The organism is Proteus sp. TSJ240517, assembly GCF_047921575.1.
Lineage (GTDB): Bacteria > Pseudomonadota > Gammaproteobacteria > Enterobacterales > Enterobacteriaceae > Proteus.
The window spans coordinates 223,585-241,786 of sequence record NZ_JBLRMH010000007.1; the positions used below are offsets into that span (position 1 = coordinate 223,585).

Below are 18,202 nucleotides of genomic sequence, written 5' to 3' on the forward strand. Positions count from 1 at the left end.
TCATATTTTGATTGAGTTATTGTCACGCAAACAAGAAAAACCAACTATTTACTAACTTACTCTGATTATAAATACTGGTGACTTAAGCACGTTTAAAATTACCATGAACAATATTCTCACCATTCTCTAACGCATCCATATAATCCGCATACCATTGAAGCATCTCTCTGCGACCTTCAATATACTGAGCATGATTATATGTTCCTCTAATCGAGTTTTTATCTATATGAGCAAGTTGGGTTTCAATCCACGAACTATTATAACCTTGTTCATGTAATATTGTGCTCATGGTATGCCTAAATCCATGCCCTGTTAATCTTCCTTTATATCCTAATAATTCAATAACTTGATTAATACTTTCTTTACTAATAGGCTTATTGTGATCGTTCCTACCAATAAATACTAATGGGTAACTTCCACTGATTGGTTTTAGGGATTGAAAAAGTTCAATACATTGAAATGAGAGAGGTACTACATGTGGGCGTTTCATCTTCATAATTTCAGCAGGAATTTCCCATATTCCATTTTCTAAATCTATATATTCCCACTTAGCAAATCTGAGTTCCTGCGTTCTCACAGCAGTTAACATTAATATTTTTGTGGCAGTCTTAGTAATAAAACTCCCCGTATAACCAGATAGATCACGTAAAAAGAAAGGTAGCTCTTTAGCGCTTAAAAAAGGGAAATGTTTTTTCTTTGGCGGGGTAAGTACACTTGCTAAATCTGGTGCAGGATTATACTTTGCACGTCCAGTCACTATGGCAAATTTAAAGACTTCACCGCATCGCTGACGCACTTTTCTCATTTTTTCTAGCGCCCCTCTTGCTTCAATTTTTTTGAGCACTTCCAGTAATTCCAAAGGCTCTATTTCTGCAATTTCTTTGCCACCAATAAATGGAAAAATATCTTTTTCAAATGTATCTATTATTTCATCACGGTACTTTAACGACCATCTATCAGATTTTGCTTTATGCCATTCCCTAGCTACGTTTTCAAAAGAATGAGTTACTTTCCTTTCAATTTTTTCTTTTTTAGCTTTTCTTTCATCGCTGGGATTAATACCTTCCATAAGTAACTTTCTAGCAGCTTCACGTTTTTCTCTAGCCATCAATAAAGTCACTTCTGGATAAATGCCAAAAGAAAGCATTTTAGCCTTACTCTCAAAACGATAACGAAAACGCCAACCTTTAGAACCATTAGGCTCAATTAATAATGATAACCCTTTTCCATCAGCAAGAGAGTATGCCCTATCCTTAGGCTTCGCCTTCTTGATTACCATATCCGTAAGCTTCATAAATACCTCAATTGTGTATAGGAAAAAGTGTATAGAAAATTCTACTCACAAAATTATACACAAATGGTCGTATATTTGGGTAGTCCTCAGAATACCTTAGTATACTTGAATTAGACTAATAACATTGATTTTAAAGGAGAAAGTAGACTTTAATAGACATTGGTAAACTAGGCGTGGCGGAAGATCACAGGAGTCGAACCTGCCAAGGACCGCTGGCGGCCCCATCTGGATTTGAAGTCCAGCCGCCCCACCGGGGACGATGATCTTCCATTTTTGAATGGGTCAAAAGGAAATAACGGGATGATTATACGCTGAATTATTTTTAATCCCAAGTGCATCAAATCAATAAAAGCTCTTTCAAATAAAATAATCCCATTTTTGAGTAAAACCTCGGATAATTACCGCGATACTATTGAACTTATGCGGTTTCATCCTCATCTTACTCTCTATAACGAATAAACTCAGTGGTGTGTTTTACGCCGCTGCAAACCTAAATACAGGATGTTTTTTATGTCAAATCCATTACTTAGCACAACGGGATTACCTGCATTTTCCCTTATCAAACCAGAACACGTTGTTCCCGCTCTTAAAGAAGTCTTAGCAACTTACCGTGAAACAGTTGAAAAATTATTGGCTGATAATACTCAATTTAACTGGGATAACCTTTGCCAACCGTTAGCAGAAGCTGGCGATAAACTGTCTCGAGTTTGGTCTCCTGTTAGCCATTTAAACTCAGTTAAAAATAGTGCAGAACTGCGTGAAGCCTATGAACAAAGCTTACCGCTATTGTCTGAATTTAGTACTTGGATGGGGCAACACGAAGGTTTATATCAAGCTTATAAATCCATTAAAGAAAGTGCAGATTTCAACACATTAACTCAACCTCAGAAAAAAGCGGTTGAAAATGCACTGCGTGATTTTGAATTATCAGGTATCGGTTTACCAAAAGAGAAACAACAGCGTTTTGGTGAAATTAGTGCGCGTATGTCAGAATTAGGTGCGAAATACGGCAATAACGTATTAGATGCCACAATGGGTTGGTCTAAATTAATTACCAATGTAGACGATCTATCTGGTATGCCACAAAGTGCGATTGATGCAGCAAAAGCAATTGCACAAGCTAAAGAGCAAGAAGGCTATCTGTTAACACTTGATATGCCAAGCTATCTACCAGTTATGACTTACGCAGATAACCGTGAACTGCGAAAAGAGATGAGCATTGCTTATAGTACTCGCGCCTCTGATCAAGGTCCAAATGCTGGTCAGTGGGATAACAGTGAAATTATGGCGGAAATCTTAGCGTTACGTCATGAACTCGCTCAACTGCTAGGCTTTAAAAATTACGCTGAAAAATCCCTTGCTACTAAAATGGCAGAGTCTCCTGAGCAAGTAATTAGCTTCTTAACTGATTTAGCCCAACGCGCTCATCCACAAGGTGAAGAAGAATTAGCAGAACTCACTCAATTTGCAAAAGAACACTATGGTGTTGATAAACTCGAATCGTGGGATCTGGCTTATTACAGCGAAAAGCAAAAACAACACCTATTCTCAATCGATGATGAACAGTTACGCCCTTATTTCCCTGAACAACGTGCTTTAAGTGGTTTATTTGAAGTCGTTTATCGTATCTATGGTTTAACAGCCAAAGAACGTAACGACATCGAAACTTGGCATGACGACGTCCGTTTCTTTGAGCTTTATGATGAAAGCAACACTTTACGTGGTAGCTTCTATCTTGATTTATATGCACGCGAGCACAAACGTGGTGGCGCTTGGATGGATGATTGCGTAGGAAGAATGCGTCATGCTGACGGTTCACTACAAAACCCCGTTGCTTACCTCACTTGTAACTTCAATAAGCCAGTAGGCGATAAACCAGCACTGTTTACTCATAATGAAGTAACCACTCTATTCCATGAGTTTGGTCACGGCTTACATCACATGTTAACTCAGATTGATACGGCAGATGTTGCAGGCATTAATGGCGTGCCTTGGGATGCTGTTGAATTACCAAGCCAATTTATGGAAAATTGGTGTTGGGAGCCAGAAGCGTTAGCCTTTATTTCGGGTCATTATGAAACTGGTGAACCATTACCACAGGCAATGCTTGATAATATGCTTAAAGCAAAAAATTATCAGTCAGCGATGTTTGTGTTACGTCAACTGGAATTTGGTCTGTTTGATTTCCGTTTACACGCTGAATATGATCCATCGAAAGGAGCGCGTATTATGGAAATCTTAAACAGTGTGAAAGAGAAAGTTTCCGTGGTTCCTTCTACACCTTGGGCGCGTTTTCCTCACGCCTTTAGCCATATTTTTGCAGGTGGATATGCAGCAGGTTATTACAGCTATTTATGGGCTGATGTACTGGCAGCAGATGCATTCTCTCGCTTCTCTGAAGAAGGCATTTTTAACCGCGAAACGGGTCAATCATTCCTTGATAATATTTTAACTCGTGGTGGTTCAGAAGAGCCAATGGAGCTGTTCAAACGCTTCCGTGGTCGTGAGCCGAAACTTGATGCTATGCTCAAAGGCTACGGCATTAAAGGATGATATGTGAATATCTGTTTACTTTGTGAAGAAGGCGCTGATAACAGCGCCTTATCTGATTTAGCGCAACGTTGGGGCTTAGTTCACGATGAAACGCAAATTATGGCATTAGTGTTAACACCTACTCACCTTGAATTACGCAAACAAGATGAACCTAAATTGGGTGGTATTTATGTCGATTTTGTGGAAGGCACCATGGCGCATCGTCGTAAATTTGGCGGTGGTCGAGGTGAAGCTGTGGCAAAAGCGGTCGGCATTAAAAAAGACTACCTACCTGATGTAGTTGATGCAACAGCGGGACTTGGTCGTGATGCGTTTGTATTGGCCTCTATTGGTTGTAAGGTGAGAATGGTTGAACGCCACCCTGTTGTCGCGGCGTTGCTTGAAGACGGCTTAAAACGAGCTTATCTTGATCCTGATATTGGTGAATGGATGCAAGAACGTATGACACTGATCCACGCCTCTTCAGCTCAAGCACTGACAGAAATCACACCAGCACCCGATGTAGTTTATCTTGATCCTATGTATCCACATAAAGCGAAAAGCGCATTAGTGAAAAAAGAGATGCGAGTATTTCAGTCTTTAGTAGGTGCCGATGAAGATGCAGATGCACTATTAGAACCAGCAATGACGTTAGCTAAAAAAAGGGTTGTGGTAAAACGCCCTGATTATGCAGAACCATTAAATAATCAGCCCGCACACGCCAATGTAACTACAAAAAATCACCGTTTTGATATTTATCCTTGTGTGTAATCACTTACACATTAGGAAAAAATAAATAAATTTTAAATCTAACGGGTGTTAAACACCCGTTCAGAATAGATAAAATTTACAGAACGCCTTGTGCCAGCATTGCATCAGCGACTTTAACAAAGCCTGCGATGTTCGCGCCTTGGATATAATTAGTTTGCTTACCTTCACCACCGTAATTCACGCAAGCATGGTGAATATCTAACATAATGTGATGTAAGCGAGCATCCACTTTCTCTGCTTTCCAGCTTAAACGTGCCGCATTCTGTGCCATCTCTAAACCAGAGGTTGCAACACCACCAGCATTAGCAGCTTTACCTGGCGCAAACAGGACACCCGCTTCAGTAAAGGCATCCGTTGCTGCAATCGTTGTTGGCATATTCGCGCCTTCAGCAACGGCTTTCACACCATTTTTGATAAGTATTTTAGCCGCTTCCAAATCTAACTCATTTTGTGTTGCACAAGGCAAAGCAATATCAACAGGAACAGCCCAAGGTTGTTGCCCTTCAAGATACGTTAAGCCAAATTCTTTTGCGTACTCTTCAACACGACCATAATTATTTTTAATTTCAGTGAGTCGAGCGAGTTTTTCAGTAGTAAATCCAGCTTCATCAACCACAGTACCACCTGAATCCGATGCTGTTATTACTTTAGCGCCTAACTCTAAACATTTTTCGATAGTGAACTGTGCAACGTTACCCGCGCCAGAAACCGCTACACGCATTCCCTCAAGAGACATACCATGACGTTTAAGCATCGCATTAGTAAAGTAAACTAAACCATACCCAGTAGCTTCTGGGCGGATTAAACTACCACCAAATGAAAGACCTTTACCTGTAAATACACATTCATTGCTATTAGACAGCTTTTTCATCATGCCTGCCATAAAGCCGACTTCTCGAGCACCTACACCAATGTCACCAGCAGGAACATCCGTATTAGCGCCTAAATGGCGATAGAGTTCCGTCATCAGAGCCTGACAAAAACGCATGACTTCCCCATGACTTTTACCTTTAGGATTAAAATCGGAACCGCCTTTGGCTCCTCCCATTGGCAATGTAGTTAATGCATTTTTAAATGTTTGCTCAAAACCTAAGAATTTTAGGATAGAAAGATTTACTGATGGATGAAAACGCATACCACCTTTGTAAGGTCCAATGGCTGAGTTAAATTGGATACGCCATGCACGGTTAACTTGCACTTGTCCTTTATCATCTAACCAACAGACGCGAAACTGGATAATACGTTCAGGCTCAACTAAGCGCTCAAGTAATGATTGTTCACGATATTGTGGGTTTTTCTCTAAAAAAGGCCACAAAGTGGTAAAAACTTCACGAACCGCCTGATGATACTCAGGTTGATGAGCGTTATATTTTTCTACCCCTTCTAAAAACGAAGATAATGAGCCAGATATATTCATTCAGCTATTCCTTTTTTGTGTAATGTGATGTTGGCATAACCTCATTTATTCGGAATATTTTTGGGTTTTGTGAGGTTGATGTTGTTTTGCTTCTTGAATATATCATTAAAATACATTCACACTTCAAGACATTTTTTTCATAATTAGACAAAAAAAAAAGGTTGACTCGGTTTAAAAGCAGGAAAAATAGGAATTTTAGGCAAAAAAATACCTGCATAAGCAGGCATTTTTTTTGCTTAAACAAGCAATCGATTATTATTCATCATCTTTCAGAGGAACAATTAGCATATCAACATGCACAGTATTAATTAGTTGACGTGCTGATGACATCAATTTGCTCCAGAAGTCTTGGTGATGACCACAAACGACTAAATCCATATCGTATTTCTTAATCGCATCAACCAGAACTTGGCCTAAATCACCACTACCACTCAGGGTTTCCTGAATTTCATAACCTGATTTATCAGAGAGGTCTTTTAACGCGTTACGGGTTTCATCAGTAATACGTTGCTGCATATCACCGAGGTTGACATCAATTAGACCGGTATAAAGATCAGAGTAGTTAACATCAACGTGAATTAAGGAAACTTTGGCATTATAGGGTTTTGCCATAGATACAGCTTTCTGTACTAAGACGTTACTCTCAGGGGATAAATCAACTGCCACTAGAATATGCTTATAAGCCATCGTGAACTCCTTCCATAAGCTGATTAATCGGTTGGAAAGGCTGTTAAGCCTAAATCCTATGTATTAAATATAACGTTTTAAGATGAAAATTAGATGTCGCCTTGATCACAACTTATGTCAAATTCATCAAGAAAGCATCTATCGATAAATAACAATATACACCATTTTACATTAGCACGATGTCATTCACCGACAATATCATCATAATAATGAGAATTGAGTATAAAAAACAACAAAAACACCCTTTTAGAGTTATTTTTTATCTTTTTTTCTGAAAAAGGAAACAACTTGAAAAAGTCACTTTTGTTTATTGCTTAATTTCACCTAAACTTAAATTAGAGAAAAAAGTAACCTTTATTGGTAAAGGTTTTCTCATCTCAGAATCTATTATTCTAGGGAGGGGATTATGTTTAATGTCATTGTTGTCTTTTGGGCGCTATGTATTCTTTGCCTGATTAATATGATGCGTTATTTTTCATCTATTCGGGTATTGCTCACGATATTGCGCCAATCTGATCCTTTGCTCTACCAATCTGTGGATGGCAATGGATTTTTTACTATGCACGGACAATTTTCAAAACAACTAAGACTAATTCGCTATATCAACCAACGCCAATACGTCAGTCATCATAATCCTGAAGTCATTATGCGTTGTGAGCGGATTTATCGGCAATTTTATCTTGTTAGCCGTTTTTGTATTTTGGCTGTCGCAAGTTTAATTGCCATGCTTTTTTGGTAAGTGACAAAAATAAAAAACGGTGACTAAAAGTCACCGTTTATAAACAAACTTAGGTAATTATTGTTATCAGCTATTCACAATAAATGTAAGTGATATCCAATAAAGTAAACCTGATAAACCAATGCTAACTGGTAATGTTAAGATCCAAGCCAGTGCAATATTTTTCACCGTCTTCGATTGAACACCACCACCATCAACAATCATCGTACCTGCAACTGCAGATGACAGAACTTGTGTTGTTGATACAGGCATACCCGTATAACTTGCTACACCAATGGATACCGCTGCTGTTACTTGCGCAGAAACCCCTTGAGCATAAGTCATACCTTTCTTACCAATCTTCTCACCAATCGTTACTGCAACGCGTTTCCAACCTACCATTGTCCCGATAGAGAGCGCTAATGCCACTGCGATAATGATCCAAATCGGAGCATATTCCACGGTGTTTAGCAGGTCACGACTCAATGTTTTTAAGAACCGTGCATCTTGGGCGCTAGTTTCTGGTAATTTAGCCACTTCTGTTGCGGTATCAGCGATACACATAAGTAATCGACGCATTTGAGCACGTTGGTCTGCAGTTAGCTCATCATAAGAGCTAATATTTGCAAGCATCTGTTCTGTTTGATTCAGAACAATTGGCGTTCTTGCGCTATTACAATGGAAATCTGTATCACTAGCATCAGCTTGTACTGGTACTACTGGTGTATTATCAATAGCATGCTGTAGTGCTGGCTGATGTTTCTCATAATATTGTTGTAAGTGCACAACTGCATCATGAGTTTTGGTGATATCGTATCCGCTCGCACTCATATTGACGACAAAGCCCGCAGGCGCCACGCCAATTAATACCAACATGATAAGACCGATACCTTTCTGCCCATCATTTGCACCATGAGAGAAACTCACCCCAACTGCAGATAAAATCAGTGCAGTACGAGTCCAAAATGGCGGCTTACGCTTACCATCTTGCTTCTCACGTTCAGCAGGTGTCAGGTGAATACGACGACGTTTTTTCGTACCACTCCAGTAACGGCGCAGTAAGAAAATCATCGCGCCTGCAATAACCAAGCCGATAATTGGTGAAAGAATGAGTGATAGAAAGATACTGATCATTTTTGGTATGTTTAATGCGTCAACGATAGACGAATCTGTCACGATAGCATTTGTTAAACCAATACCAATGATAGCACCTATCAGCGTATGTGAACTTGATGCTGGAATACCGAAATACCATGTACCTAAGTTCCAGATAATGGCGGCTAACAGCAACGAGAAGACCATGGCAAGGCCATGAGCTGAGCTCACATTCAGCAGAAGATCTGTCGGTAACAAGTGAACGATAGCATAAGCTACGCTCAATCCACCGAGCAAAACTCCAAGGAAGTTAAATACACCCGCCATCACGACCGCAAATTGCGCACGCATAGCACGAGTATAGATAACAGTTGCTACCGCATTTGCGGTATCATGGAAGCCGTTAATAGCTTCATAAAATAGCACAAATAACAGTGCTAAAACCAACATCAAACCTGTGTGAAATTCTAGGTCAGTAAACAAATGTAGCATAGACGTTAAGCCAGTTAGTTGGACATGAACGCGGCGCATTATCAGCGACAAATGCGAACGGTGGAAGCGAAATTTAACCTTTTTTTGATTTGATAACCAAGAAAATTAGAACCTTTTTAAGATAATTCCTTATATATCATTTAATTAATAAAAATAAAAAAAAAGTAAATTTCTGACAATTTTTTTCCTTGCTAATAAGAATTTAGGTGAAAAATGCAGATTTCTCCATATAATTTTACAAAAATACTCTGATCTTACGCGAAAATCATTGATTAAGTTGTCAGAGAAAACCAAGAACGAGACATCATTGTGGGATCATACGATACAGTAATTATAGGTGCAGGTGCCGCGGGGCTTTTTTGTGCGTCTTTAGTAGGACAAGCAGGATTATCTGTTTTAGTCCTCGATAATGGCAAAAAAGCGGGCCGTAAAATTCTAATGTCGGGTGGTGGGCGTTGTAATTTCACCAATATGTATATCGAACCTTCAGCGTACTTATCAGAGAATCCTCATTTCTGTAAGTCAGCACTTGCTCGCTATACACAATGGGATTTTATTGAATTAGTGCAAAAACATAACATTGCCTACCATGAAAAAACGCTAGGACAGCTATTTTGTGATGATTCAGCACAGCAAATTGTTGATTTATTACTCACTGAATGTCAAAAAGGGAAAGTAAGTGTTCGCTTACGTAGTGAAGCCACGCAAATCGAGAAAACGGATGTGGGCTTTACTATTTTTGTTGATGGAAAAACGATCACAACACCTTCGGTGGTCATTGCCAGTGGTGGTCTTTCTATGCCTGGTTTAGGAGCTACTCCTTTTGGCTATAAAGTTGCAGAACAATTTGGGCTTTCTGTTTTACCCACTCGCGCAGGTTTAGTGCCTTTTACTCTGCATAAACCCCAACTTGAGCAATTAAGCCAACTATCTGGTGTAGCTGTACCTGCCATTGTGACGGCAAAAAATGGGACAAGCTTTAAAGAAAATATTCTTTTTACACACCGTGGTCTTTCAGGTCCCGCGATTTTACAAATTTCTAGTTATTGGCAAGCTGGAGAGTATGTAAGTATTAACTTACTTCCAAGCATTGATCTTGAAAGCCTTCTCCAAGAAAAACGTCAAGAGCATCCGAATCAATTATTAAAAAATACACTTTCTCGCTTATTACCAAAGCGTTTTATTGAAATAATGATAGAAAATAAACAGTTACCTGATGTTTCCCTGACCCAACTTAGTAATGAACGTATTACGCAAATTGCAACGTTATTACAAGAATGGCAAGTTCAGCCTAATGGTACTGAGGGATATCGCACCGCAGAAGTCACACTAGGTGGCGTAGATACCCGTGCCCTTTCCTCTAAAACAATGGAAGCCACAAAAGTAAAAGGACTCTATTTTATTGGGGAAGTGGTTGATGTCACAGGTTGGTTAGGTGGATATAACTTCCAATGGGCGTGGAGTTCAGCTTATGCCTGTGCGCAGAGCCTTATTTCAACACCAAAATCAACAAACTGATAAATTACACATAATAAAAGCCAGCCATCATCAATCAGTGATGGCTTTTTCTTCTTGTATTTCTCGGTAGAGATTAAAAATACCTTATATCCCTTCCTTTCCTCTGGTTCTATGCCACATTTTCTCTTCTTTTTCCTATAAATGACCCCATAAAGAATATTGTTAACTATTTGGTTATATTACTGTTTTAAAAAATTATTAAAATAAAACAACTCTTTAATCAGTGAGTTAAAACTTTTTTAGCGCTTTTTTCTAATTTGCTTAAAAAAAGGGCTTTACAAATGATACTGAGAACTATTATCATCAATAACACTTTCAGATGCACCACCTTCAGGGTCATATGAAAGAACGACATTGCTCACATTGCTTCCAGTGTTTTATTTTAGCCAGCCGGGTGCTGGCTTTTTCTTTTCTAGAACTTATTCGATGTTTTTGTTTTCTCTTATTCAAATTATTTGGATCTTCAGGTTAAATTCCTCCGCTTTTTTACTTTGCGCTATTGAGTAAACTGTGTTCAACAACTTCAGAGAAGGAAACACATTATGATTTATCTACGCAAAGCAAATGAAAGAGGACACGCTAATCATGGTTGGCTAGATAGCTGGCATACCTTCTCTTTCGCAAATTACTACGATCGTGATTTTATGGGATTTTCTGCACTACGAGTGATTAATGAAGATCGCGTAATACCCGGTGAAGGTTTTGGTACTCACCCACATAAAGACATGGAAATTTTAACCTATGTGCTTGAAGGTAATATCGAGCATAAAGACAGCATGGGTAATAAAGAAAATGTTCCCGCAGGTGAGTTTCAAATAATGAGTGCAGGTACAGGTATTACTCACTCAGAATATAATCCAAATAGTGATAAAGGACTGCATTTTTACCAAATTTGGATTATGCCAAACACCGTCGGTATCACACCACGTTACGATCAACGTCGTTTTGATACAACAGTGAGCAAACAGCTTATTTTATCGCCAGATGCCCGTGATGGCTCTTTAAAAGTCTTTCAAGATATGACGTTATGGCGCTGGAACCTGAAAAAAGGTGAAGAAGCACAATATCAAGCTGAAACAGGACGCAATGTTTGGCTACAAGTTGTGAAAGGCAAAATAACGATTAATGACATAATTGCGACCACCAGTGATGGTGTGGCTATCGCAAATGAAGATATGATCCGTTTCGTTGGTGATGAGGACAGTGAAATTTTACTGTTTGATTTACCTCCAGTAACAGCATAGTTGGGTTATCACCCTCTAAAGTCACTTTTTCTCTAATAAACAATTTCACTTTATTTTCTTTCTATTCCCTGAAATCTTCTCGCATTTCAGGGATTTTTTTTATCTCAAAGATCTCAAATAAAAAACACCAAACATCCTATGAGTTTGGTGTTTTTATTCATGCTAATAAAAATTAACGTTTTGGCCCAACTTTAGTCAACGCTTGACCCGCTGGGGTGTCTGTATATTTATCAAAGTTTTTCACAAAGCGATCGGCAAGATCGTCTGCTTTGGTATCCCATTGCGTTTTATCAGCATAAGTATCACGAGGATCTAATATTTCACTGTTAACGCCTGGCAGTGCGGTTGGGATCTCTAAATCAAATACTGGCAGTGTTTTCATTGGTGCTTTATCAATATCACCATTTAAGATGGCATCAATAATAGCGCGTGTATCTTTAATAGAGATACGCTTACCTGTACCGTTCCAACCTGTATTAACCAAGTAGGCTTTAGCACCTGATGCTTGCATACGTTTTACCAATACTTCAGCGTATTGTGTTGGGTGCAGAGATAAGAATGCCGCACCAAAACAAGCCGAGAATGTTGGCGTTGGCTCAGTCACACCACGTTCAGTTCCCGCAAGTTTAGCGGTGAAACCTGATAAAAAGTGGTATTGCGTCTGTTCTGGTGTTAAACGTGAAACAGGAGGTAACACACCAAAAGCATCCGCTGTTAAGAAAATAACTTTCTTAGCGTGACCTGCTTTGGAAATGGGTTTAACGATATTATCAATATGATAAATAGGGTAAGAAACACGAGTATTTTCTGTTTTCGAACCATCGTCGAAATCAACAGAGCCATCAGATAACACAACCACGTTTTCTAACAGTGCATCACGTTTAATTGCACCATAGATATCAGGTTCGGCTTCTTTTGATAAGTGGATTGTTTTCGCATAACAACCGCCTTCAAAGTTAAACACACCGTCATCATCCCAGCCATGTTCATCATCACCAATTAGCTTACGCTTAGGATCGGTTGAAAGGGTTGTTTTACCTGTGCCTGATAGACCAAAGAAAATAGCAACATCACCACTTTCGCCAACGTTTGCGGAGCAGTGCATAGAAGCTATGCCTTTAAGAGGAAGGAAGTAGTTCATCATAGAGAACATACCTTTCTTCATCTCGCCACCGTACCAAGTACCACCAATTAACTGAATGCGTTCAGTTAAATTGAAAGCAACGAAGTTTTCTGAATTCAGACCTTGCGCCTTCCAATTTGGATTTGTACATTTCGCTCCGTTCATCACAATGAAGTCTGGTGTGAAATTCTCCAGCTCTTCTTGTTCAGGACGAATAAACATATTTTTAACAAAATGCGCTTGCCAAGCAACTTCTGTGATAAAACGAACTTTCAAACGTGTATCCGCATTCGCACCACAAAATGCATCGACAACAAACAAACGTTTGCCTGATAGCTGATTGGTTACTAATGATTTTAAGTCAGTCCACACTTCTTGTGAAAGTGGCTTATTATCGTTCTTACCTTTACCCTGATCAGCCCACCATACGGTGTCACGAGTAACATCATCACGAACAATGTATTTATCTTTCGGAGAACGTCCAGTAAATATACCTGTATCAACGGCAATAGCGCCTAACGAGGTTTGTGTACCTCGCTCGTAACCTGTTAATCCAGGCTTGGTTTCTTCATTAAATAACAGTTCATAACTTGGGTTATAAATGATTTCACTCGTGTCCTTAATACCGTACTGCTGGAGATCCTTAGGGGTAAGACCTTTAACGCTCATAGTTTCGCTCCTGATAAATAGACCTTTCTACGAATAATATTAAGGTGTTACGAGTAATTAACAGCGATTGTTATCAATATTTTGAAAATTTATAATTTTTTTATGTTAAGAACGAGAGCTAATGCACAAAACTACAGAAAAATTGTTGAATAAAAAAGGACGCAAAATGGCGTCCTTTTGATAAAACTGACTTGCTAAATCGAATCAGTGCAATTCAGAGTCGCTCAACTTATTGATATTATTAATATCATTCTCATTGAAGATATAATGAGTTCCACAATATTCACATTCCATATCAATATTTCCCTGTTCTTGCAACAGGTGAGTTACATCTTCTTTCGACAATGTTACTAATGTATTTTCACAGCGTTCACGTGAACAAGTGCAATGAAATTCAACAGGTTGAGGATCATAAAGAGTGACATCTTCCTCGTGATATAAGCGATGTAAGATCTCTTTAGTATCTAGCGTAAATAGCTCTTCAGCTTTAATTGTGTGCGTTAACTGTGTGAGCAATTCAAAATGTTCAGCAGTATGTTCTGCTGTGAACTCTTCTGATGCAGGCAATACTTGTAATAGCATACCCGCTGCGGCTGGTTTACCCGCTTGCATACCACTACGAATAAATACGCGTGTAGGTAACTGTTCTGATTGCTTAAAGTAGTTATCAATACATGCTTCAATAGTTTCACCATCAAGAGCAACAATACCTTGATAACGTTCACCTTTTTCAGGCGTTACCGTGATGACCATAAAACCATTACCGATCATCTCTTTTAATGTACTTCCAGCCTTAACATCATCACCTACACGCGCAACACCACGCATTTGTTGATTATTGTTGCCATTAATAACCGCCAATCGTACTGGACCATCGCCTTGTATTTGAACTGTAATATCTCCTTCAAATTTAAGCGTTGCTGTTAACAAACTCGTTGCCACCAACAAATCACCCAAAAGGCATTGAACTGGCTCAGGATAATGGTGATTTTCAAGCATTGATTGATAGGTTTCAGTCACATTGACCAATTCACCACGTACCGCGTTTTTTTCAAATAAAAAACGTGATAAAGCGTCTTTTTTAGACATAACTTTCTCTCATTTCAGGGAATCGGTTAATCCGATTCTTGTAAATTTGTCTGTTTGAAGCGAAGTAAGGTGCGTCTTTCCTTTTTATCAGGGCGACGCTCAGGATGAGGCATTGTTAACGCATTCATTTTTCTTGCTAGAGCAATTTTTTCTCTTTTAGCAATACTCTCTGGTGTTTCACAATAGAGTGTCTGCGCTTGTGTAGCACCTTGTCGCTGTGCACTTACCATGAGAATGGTTACCGTCCGTTCATCATTACCTTGTCGTAGGCGTATTTCTGCGCCTTCTTCAACGATTTTACTTGGCTTGCCTCTCACACCGTTGTAATGGACTTTACCACCTTCAATCATTGTGCGAGCAATGGCACGCGTTTTATAAAAACGAGCGGCCCAAAGCCATTTATCTAAGCGGACACCACTTTCTTGTGATGGTTGACTCATCCCTTTCTCCTTAACTTCAACTTCTTTACGAAGGCGATAGTGTAAACACATAGCCTTCCACAACAAGGGACTTACTGAGGAGGGCGATAAAAACAGTGCTCATAATAGAGACTGATTTTATTCATGCGTTGGTTATTTTGTCGCCGGCGCCGGATGATAAGAAATAGGTTCAATATTAAGAACCCGATAGCAAGAAACAATAATAACGTATTACCGATGTAATATAACATTGTCATCGAGTCTGGCAGGCTATGTAAAAATATCTGTAACGTACCATTTGCATCGATAACCATGCCTGTTATGACACCTCCGGTATCAAAAGGCGTGTGTAATAAAATATCAGATAAACGTTGTAGTTCTCGCCACTGTTCTAACGGGGTCGGTTCAAATACCGAATTTGAACTTGAAGCGTAATCAACAAGTTGTTTTCTCTCATCACTGATTAACAGCACACCACCTGGTGGAGGACTGTTTAACAGTATTGCGGCTTTATCTATTTCTCGGTAGATAAAAGAAGATGTGGTGGTGTCGATAAGCTTTTCCAAGGCCTCAGCACTCACTGCACGCAATAAAACATTAGTTCCGGTTAATTTTCCACTTTCAGCTCGTTGAACTAATGCAGTCCAATCATTGACGTTACTTAAGTTAACTAGCGCCATTTTTAGCCGAATACATTCATTTTCTCGTGGACATAAATCCTGTGTTTTCAACACAATGCCATCAAAATTATCTAACAAGTTCATCCCAGATTTAGTTATCGCTTGGCCTAAACTTGGGTTAACTCTGTTATTAGAAACAGGGTGTAATTGCTCTTCAACCATATGCAATAAAGCGGCAGCTTTTTCTATCGTGCTCGATTCAGGCATTGGCATTGGATTACTGTTATTCCAATAAATCCCTGAGCAATCAAAAGGTGCAAAAATCGTTTTATTATTCTTACTTGATAAATTAGGTGGCATGTAGCACATCCCAACCCCTTTAGCTTGAATAATATCTCCGACATGCAAATCGGTTGTTTCCAACTCGGTAAAGTTGGTGACTAAATGAGGTTCAGTATCTTTAAGCCATGAAAAGCTGAGTTTCATAGAAAGAGAAAGTGGCTGATAAAGATACAACATTCCAATAATAAACAAACTCCAAAAAACGAAAATAATATTTTTAATATATCGTTTATAAGGATAATTTTTCTCTTCATCATGTAATGAAAGGTAATTTCCTTGTTTTACAACATGATGGTTTGGATACATTTCTAAATAGGTCACCTTATCAATATCGTTTTGGATATAAGGCTCCCAATGAGGCGGGTAAACAAGATCAATCCCCCCTAAAGAAACATTTTTTACCTGCCCATGATCAAAATTACCAAAAAGCCCCCAGCGCTTTAAGCGCCCTTTAAAACAGTGGATTTCTTGTTTACGTGGTTTGATTAAAGGGTTGTGGATCAGAAAAATACCAACAGCAAGAAAAGCACCACCAGTCGCTAGGATCCAAGGAAGAAAAACTTGAGGCATCATTAAGGCTGTTAGACACAACGTAAGCCCTATACAAATAAAAGAGCCATCCCAAAAACCAGATGAGTTATGTAATCGATATTCTTCGTTAGTTTCTTCTCGGATTTGTAATAAGTGAGCCGCATCACCTTCGTTCTTTTGGATAGTTGATGAACCATTTGCCAATATCGGTTCAGACAGCTGTTTTAAACTTAGCGCAGAAAAATGAATTTTTTCATCTTTTAAGAAATGTCCATTCACACCAACAACGATGGGGATCGAAGGGGTACAGACAACATCAAGAACGTTTTCTTGCTGAAGATAAGGAACGAGCAGCGGGGGAATATGAATTTCTACAGCATCAATATAGTAACGCCAATGATTTAATCCTTCACTAGAACCTGCAAAGCGATTAACGATATTTCTTAATGTAGTAACGACTTCGCCTTTAATTGGCATTTCGGGGAAGTTTTGTAATGAATAGCCAGAAGAGAAGTTTGATGTACCAAAATAAGATAAATAATCACTAATAAGCCCATAGTCATCAGAAGTGAGCTTGCGATAAGTAGGTTTAGCGAGAGATGGGAGATGATGTGAGCCATCAAGCCGCCTTCTTTTAAAGAATAGAAAGGCGGCCATTATAAATAGGCTTATCATCAAGATAGCCAATATAATGACTGATAATCTCATTTTTTCCCCATGCTTATACTGATGCTGCGTAGTAACAATAACAAATTTAAAACCCTGCCTAACATAAGGCAATTCCTATTCTTTTGTTCTATTTTTTATTTAAATACAATAGATTATATTTTTGCAGTCGCGTTATAATTTATATCTATAATCAAGTTTATATCCGCTAACAATGCTATCTTCGGGTAAAATAGCGAATCAATAAATAATAATATTCTCAAAAAATCAATAAATAACTAGATTTGATAGCGGAGTGTACTCAATTTTCCTTTAAAAGCTAAATCTAATTGTTAGATTTATTTTGTCATTAATGTGTTAAATTCAGGTTAATCTCTATTCTGCCAGGGACTGTTATGAAAGAACTAAAAAAACCCAATATATTAAACATTGATAACATCGCCCGTTCTCGATTATTTCAGATCCAATCCGTTAATCTGGAGTTTAGCAACGGAGAAAAGCGCACTTATGAGCGAATGAAACCCGCTAATCGTGAAGCTGTTATGATTGTTCCTATTATTGATGACAATCTTATTCTTATTCGTGAATACGCCGTAGGTATCGAAAATTACGACTTTGGTTTTCCCAAAGGCGCCATTGATCCTGGTGAAAATGCCCTACAAGCCGCAAACCGCGAACTAAAAGAAGAAATTGGTTATGGTGCCCACTCATTAATAGAACTCGCAAAGCTTTCTATGGCGCCATCTTACTTTTCTAGCAAAATGAACATTGTCATTGCGCATGACCTTTATCCAGAGCAACTCGAAGGTGATGAGCCTGAGCCACTAATCCAAATACGTTGGCCTATCGCCAAAATGATGGATTTACTCGACCACCCAGATTTTACAGAAGCTCGTAGTGTCAGTGCTCTCTTCTTAGCTCACCGCTATCTATTACAAAAATAAATAGATAATAAAAACCGGATGTTAAAATCCG

Annotated in this window: 14 protein-coding genes and 1 tRNA gene; 6 read left to right on the forward strand and 9 right to left on the reverse strand. The window is 38.8% G+C overall.

What is annotated here, in order from left to right; genetic code table 11:
* Window positions 1-82: 82 nt before the first annotated feature.
* Together ACNARN_RS13350 and ACNARN_RS13355 are read right to left on the reverse strand one after the other, a co-directional pair.
* A complete protein-coding gene (locus tag ACNARN_RS13350; protein WP_198620151.1) occupies window positions 83-1,294 on the reverse strand; it encodes a tyrosine-type recombinase/integrase in 1,212 nt (403 codons plus the stop codon).
* A 174-nt stretch (window positions 1,295-1,468) separates the two neighbouring features.
* Window positions 1,469-1,563: transfer RNA gene (locus ACNARN_RS13355), tRNA-Sec, on the reverse strand.
* A 241-nt stretch (window positions 1,564-1,804) separates the two neighbouring features.
* On the opposite strand from ACNARN_RS13355, the gene prlC reads away from it, so the two are divergent.
* Window positions 1,805-3,847, forward strand: a complete 2,043-nt coding sequence (prlC, locus tag ACNARN_RS13360; RefSeq protein ID WP_416304556.1) for an oligopeptidase A — start codon at window positions 1,805-1,807, stop codon at window positions 3,845-3,847.
* A gap of 3 nt (window positions 3,848-3,850) precedes the next feature.
* On the forward strand, window positions 3,851-4,597 hold the full coding sequence (gene rsmJ / locus ACNARN_RS13365) for a 16S rRNA (guanine(1516)-N(2))-methyltransferase RsmJ (protein WP_198626259.1): 747 nt from the start codon (window positions 3,851-3,853) through the stop codon (window positions 4,595-4,597).
* A 76-nt stretch (window positions 4,598-4,673) separates the two neighbouring features.
* Here rsmJ and gdhA read toward each other — a convergent pair whose 3' ends face one another.
* Together gdhA and uspA are read right to left on the reverse strand one after the other, a co-directional pair.
* Window positions 4,674-6,014 carry an NADP-specific glutamate dehydrogenase gene (gdhA, locus tag ACNARN_RS13370; RefSeq protein ID WP_196533884.1) on the reverse strand — a complete coding sequence of 447 codons (1,341 nt, stop codon included), beginning with the start codon at window positions 6,012-6,014 and terminating at the stop codon, window positions 4,674-4,676.
* 255 nt (window positions 6,015-6,269) lie between these two features.
* Window positions 6,270-6,701: a universal stress protein UspA gene (uspA, locus tag ACNARN_RS13375; RefSeq protein WP_023583131.1), complete on the reverse strand. Its 432-nt coding sequence runs from the start codon at window positions 6,699-6,701 to the stop codon at window positions 6,270-6,272.
* A gap of 406 nt (window positions 6,702-7,107) precedes the next feature.
* Between uspA and uspB the strand changes: the two genes are divergently transcribed.
* Entirely contained in the window at window positions 7,108-7,440 is a 333-nt protein-coding gene (gene uspB, locus ACNARN_RS13380; protein ID WP_160230819.1) for a universal stress protein UspB, read from the forward strand.
* A gap of 66 nt (window positions 7,441-7,506) precedes the next feature.
* On the opposite strand, the gene pitA is transcribed toward uspB, so the two are convergent.
* Window positions 7,507-9,006, reverse strand: coding sequence for an inorganic phosphate transporter PitA (gene pitA / locus ACNARN_RS13385; protein ID WP_198620170.1), 1,500 nt, complete (start codon window positions 9,004-9,006; stop codon window positions 7,507-7,509).
* A 309-nt stretch (window positions 9,007-9,315) separates the two neighbouring features.
* Between pitA and ACNARN_RS13390 the strand changes: the two genes are divergently transcribed.
* Together ACNARN_RS13390 and ACNARN_RS13395 are read left to right on the forward strand one after the other, a co-directional pair.
* Window positions 9,316-10,524, forward strand: a complete 1,209-nt coding sequence (locus ACNARN_RS13390; RefSeq protein ID WP_416304557.1) for an NAD(P)/FAD-dependent oxidoreductase — start codon at window positions 9,316-9,318, stop codon at window positions 10,522-10,524.
* Between the two features lie 542 nt (window positions 10,525-11,066).
* Window positions 11,067-11,768 carry a pirin family protein gene (locus ACNARN_RS13395; protein WP_109374170.1) on the forward strand — a complete coding sequence of 234 codons (702 nt, stop codon included), beginning with the start codon at window positions 11,067-11,069 and terminating at the stop codon, window positions 11,766-11,768.
* Between the two features lie 172 nt (window positions 11,769-11,940).
* On the opposite strand, the gene pckA is transcribed toward ACNARN_RS13395, so the two are convergent.
* The 4 genes from pckA to umoB all read right to left on the reverse strand — a co-directional run bounded on the left by pckA (window position 11,941) and on the right by umoB (window position 17,269).
* A complete protein-coding gene (gene pckA, locus ACNARN_RS13400; RefSeq protein WP_198620156.1) occupies window positions 11,941-13,560 on the reverse strand; it encodes a phosphoenolpyruvate carboxykinase (ATP) in 1,620 nt (539 codons plus the stop codon).
* A 204-nt stretch (window positions 13,561-13,764) separates the two neighbouring features.
* On the reverse strand, window positions 13,765-14,649 hold the full coding sequence (hslO, locus tag ACNARN_RS13405; RefSeq protein ID WP_198629948.1) for an Hsp33 family molecular chaperone HslO: 885 nt from the start codon (window positions 14,647-14,649) through the stop codon (window positions 13,765-13,767).
* Window positions 14,650-14,675: 26 nt separating this feature from the next.
* Window positions 14,676-15,089 (reverse strand): ribosome-associated heat shock protein Hsp15, encoded by a 414-nt coding sequence (hslR, locus tag ACNARN_RS13410; RefSeq protein WP_100158535.1) that lies wholly within the window; start codon window positions 15,087-15,089, stop codon window positions 14,676-14,678.
* A gap of 71 nt (window positions 15,090-15,160) precedes the next feature.
* A complete protein-coding gene (gene umoB, locus ACNARN_RS13415; protein WP_109374168.1) occupies window positions 15,161-17,269 on the reverse strand; it encodes a flagellar biogenesis regulator UmoB in 2,109 nt (702 codons plus the stop codon).
* Between the two features lie 353 nt (window positions 17,270-17,622).
* On the opposite strand from umoB, the gene nudE reads away from it, so the two are divergent.
* Window positions 17,623-18,171, forward strand: coding sequence for an ADP compounds hydrolase NudE (gene nudE, locus ACNARN_RS13420; RefSeq protein WP_109374167.1), 549 nt, complete (start codon window positions 17,623-17,625; stop codon window positions 18,169-18,171).
* Window positions 18,172-18,202 lie beyond the last annotated feature (31 nt).

Coding starts and splice junctions, on each gene's coding strand:
- ACNARN_RS13350 (WP_198620151.1), bottom strand. CDS start 1,294: ATGAAGCTTACGGATATGGTAATCAAGAAGGCGAAGCCTAAGGATAGG.
- prlC (WP_416304556.1), top strand. CDS start 1,805: ATGTCAAATCCATTACTTAGCACAACGGGATTACCTGCATTTTCCCTT.
- gdhA (WP_196533884.1), bottom strand. CDS start 6,014: ATGAATATATCTGGCTCATTATCTTCGTTTTTAGAAGGGGTAGAAAAA.
- uspA (WP_023583131.1), bottom strand. CDS start 6,701: ATGGCTTATAAGCATATTCTAGTGGCAGTTGATTTATCCCCTGAGAGT.
- uspB (WP_160230819.1), top strand. CDS start 7,108: ATGTTTAATGTCATTGTTGTCTTTTGGGCGCTATGTATTCTTTGCCTG.
- pitA (WP_198620170.1), bottom strand. CDS start 9,006: ATGCTACATTTGTTTACTGACCTAGAATTTCACACAGGTTTGATGTTG.
- ACNARN_RS13395 (WP_109374170.1), top strand. CDS start 11,067: ATGATTTATCTACGCAAAGCAAATGAAAGAGGACACGCTAATCATGGT.
- pckA (WP_198620156.1), bottom strand. CDS start 13,560: ATGAGCGTTAAAGGTCTTACCCCTAAGGATCTCCAGCAGTACGGTATT.
- hslO (WP_198629948.1), bottom strand. CDS start 14,649: ATGTCTAAAAAAGACGCTTTATCACGTTTTTTATTTGAAAAAAACGCG.
- hslR (WP_100158535.1), bottom strand. CDS start 15,089: ATGAGTCAACCATCACAAGAAAGTGGTGTCCGCTTAGATAAATGGCTT.
- umoB (WP_109374168.1), bottom strand. CDS start 17,269: ATGAGATTATCAGTCATTATATTGGCTATCTTGATGATAAGCCTATTT.
- nudE (WP_109374167.1), top strand. CDS start 17,623: ATGAAAGAACTAAAAAAACCCAATATATTAAACATTGATAACATCGCC.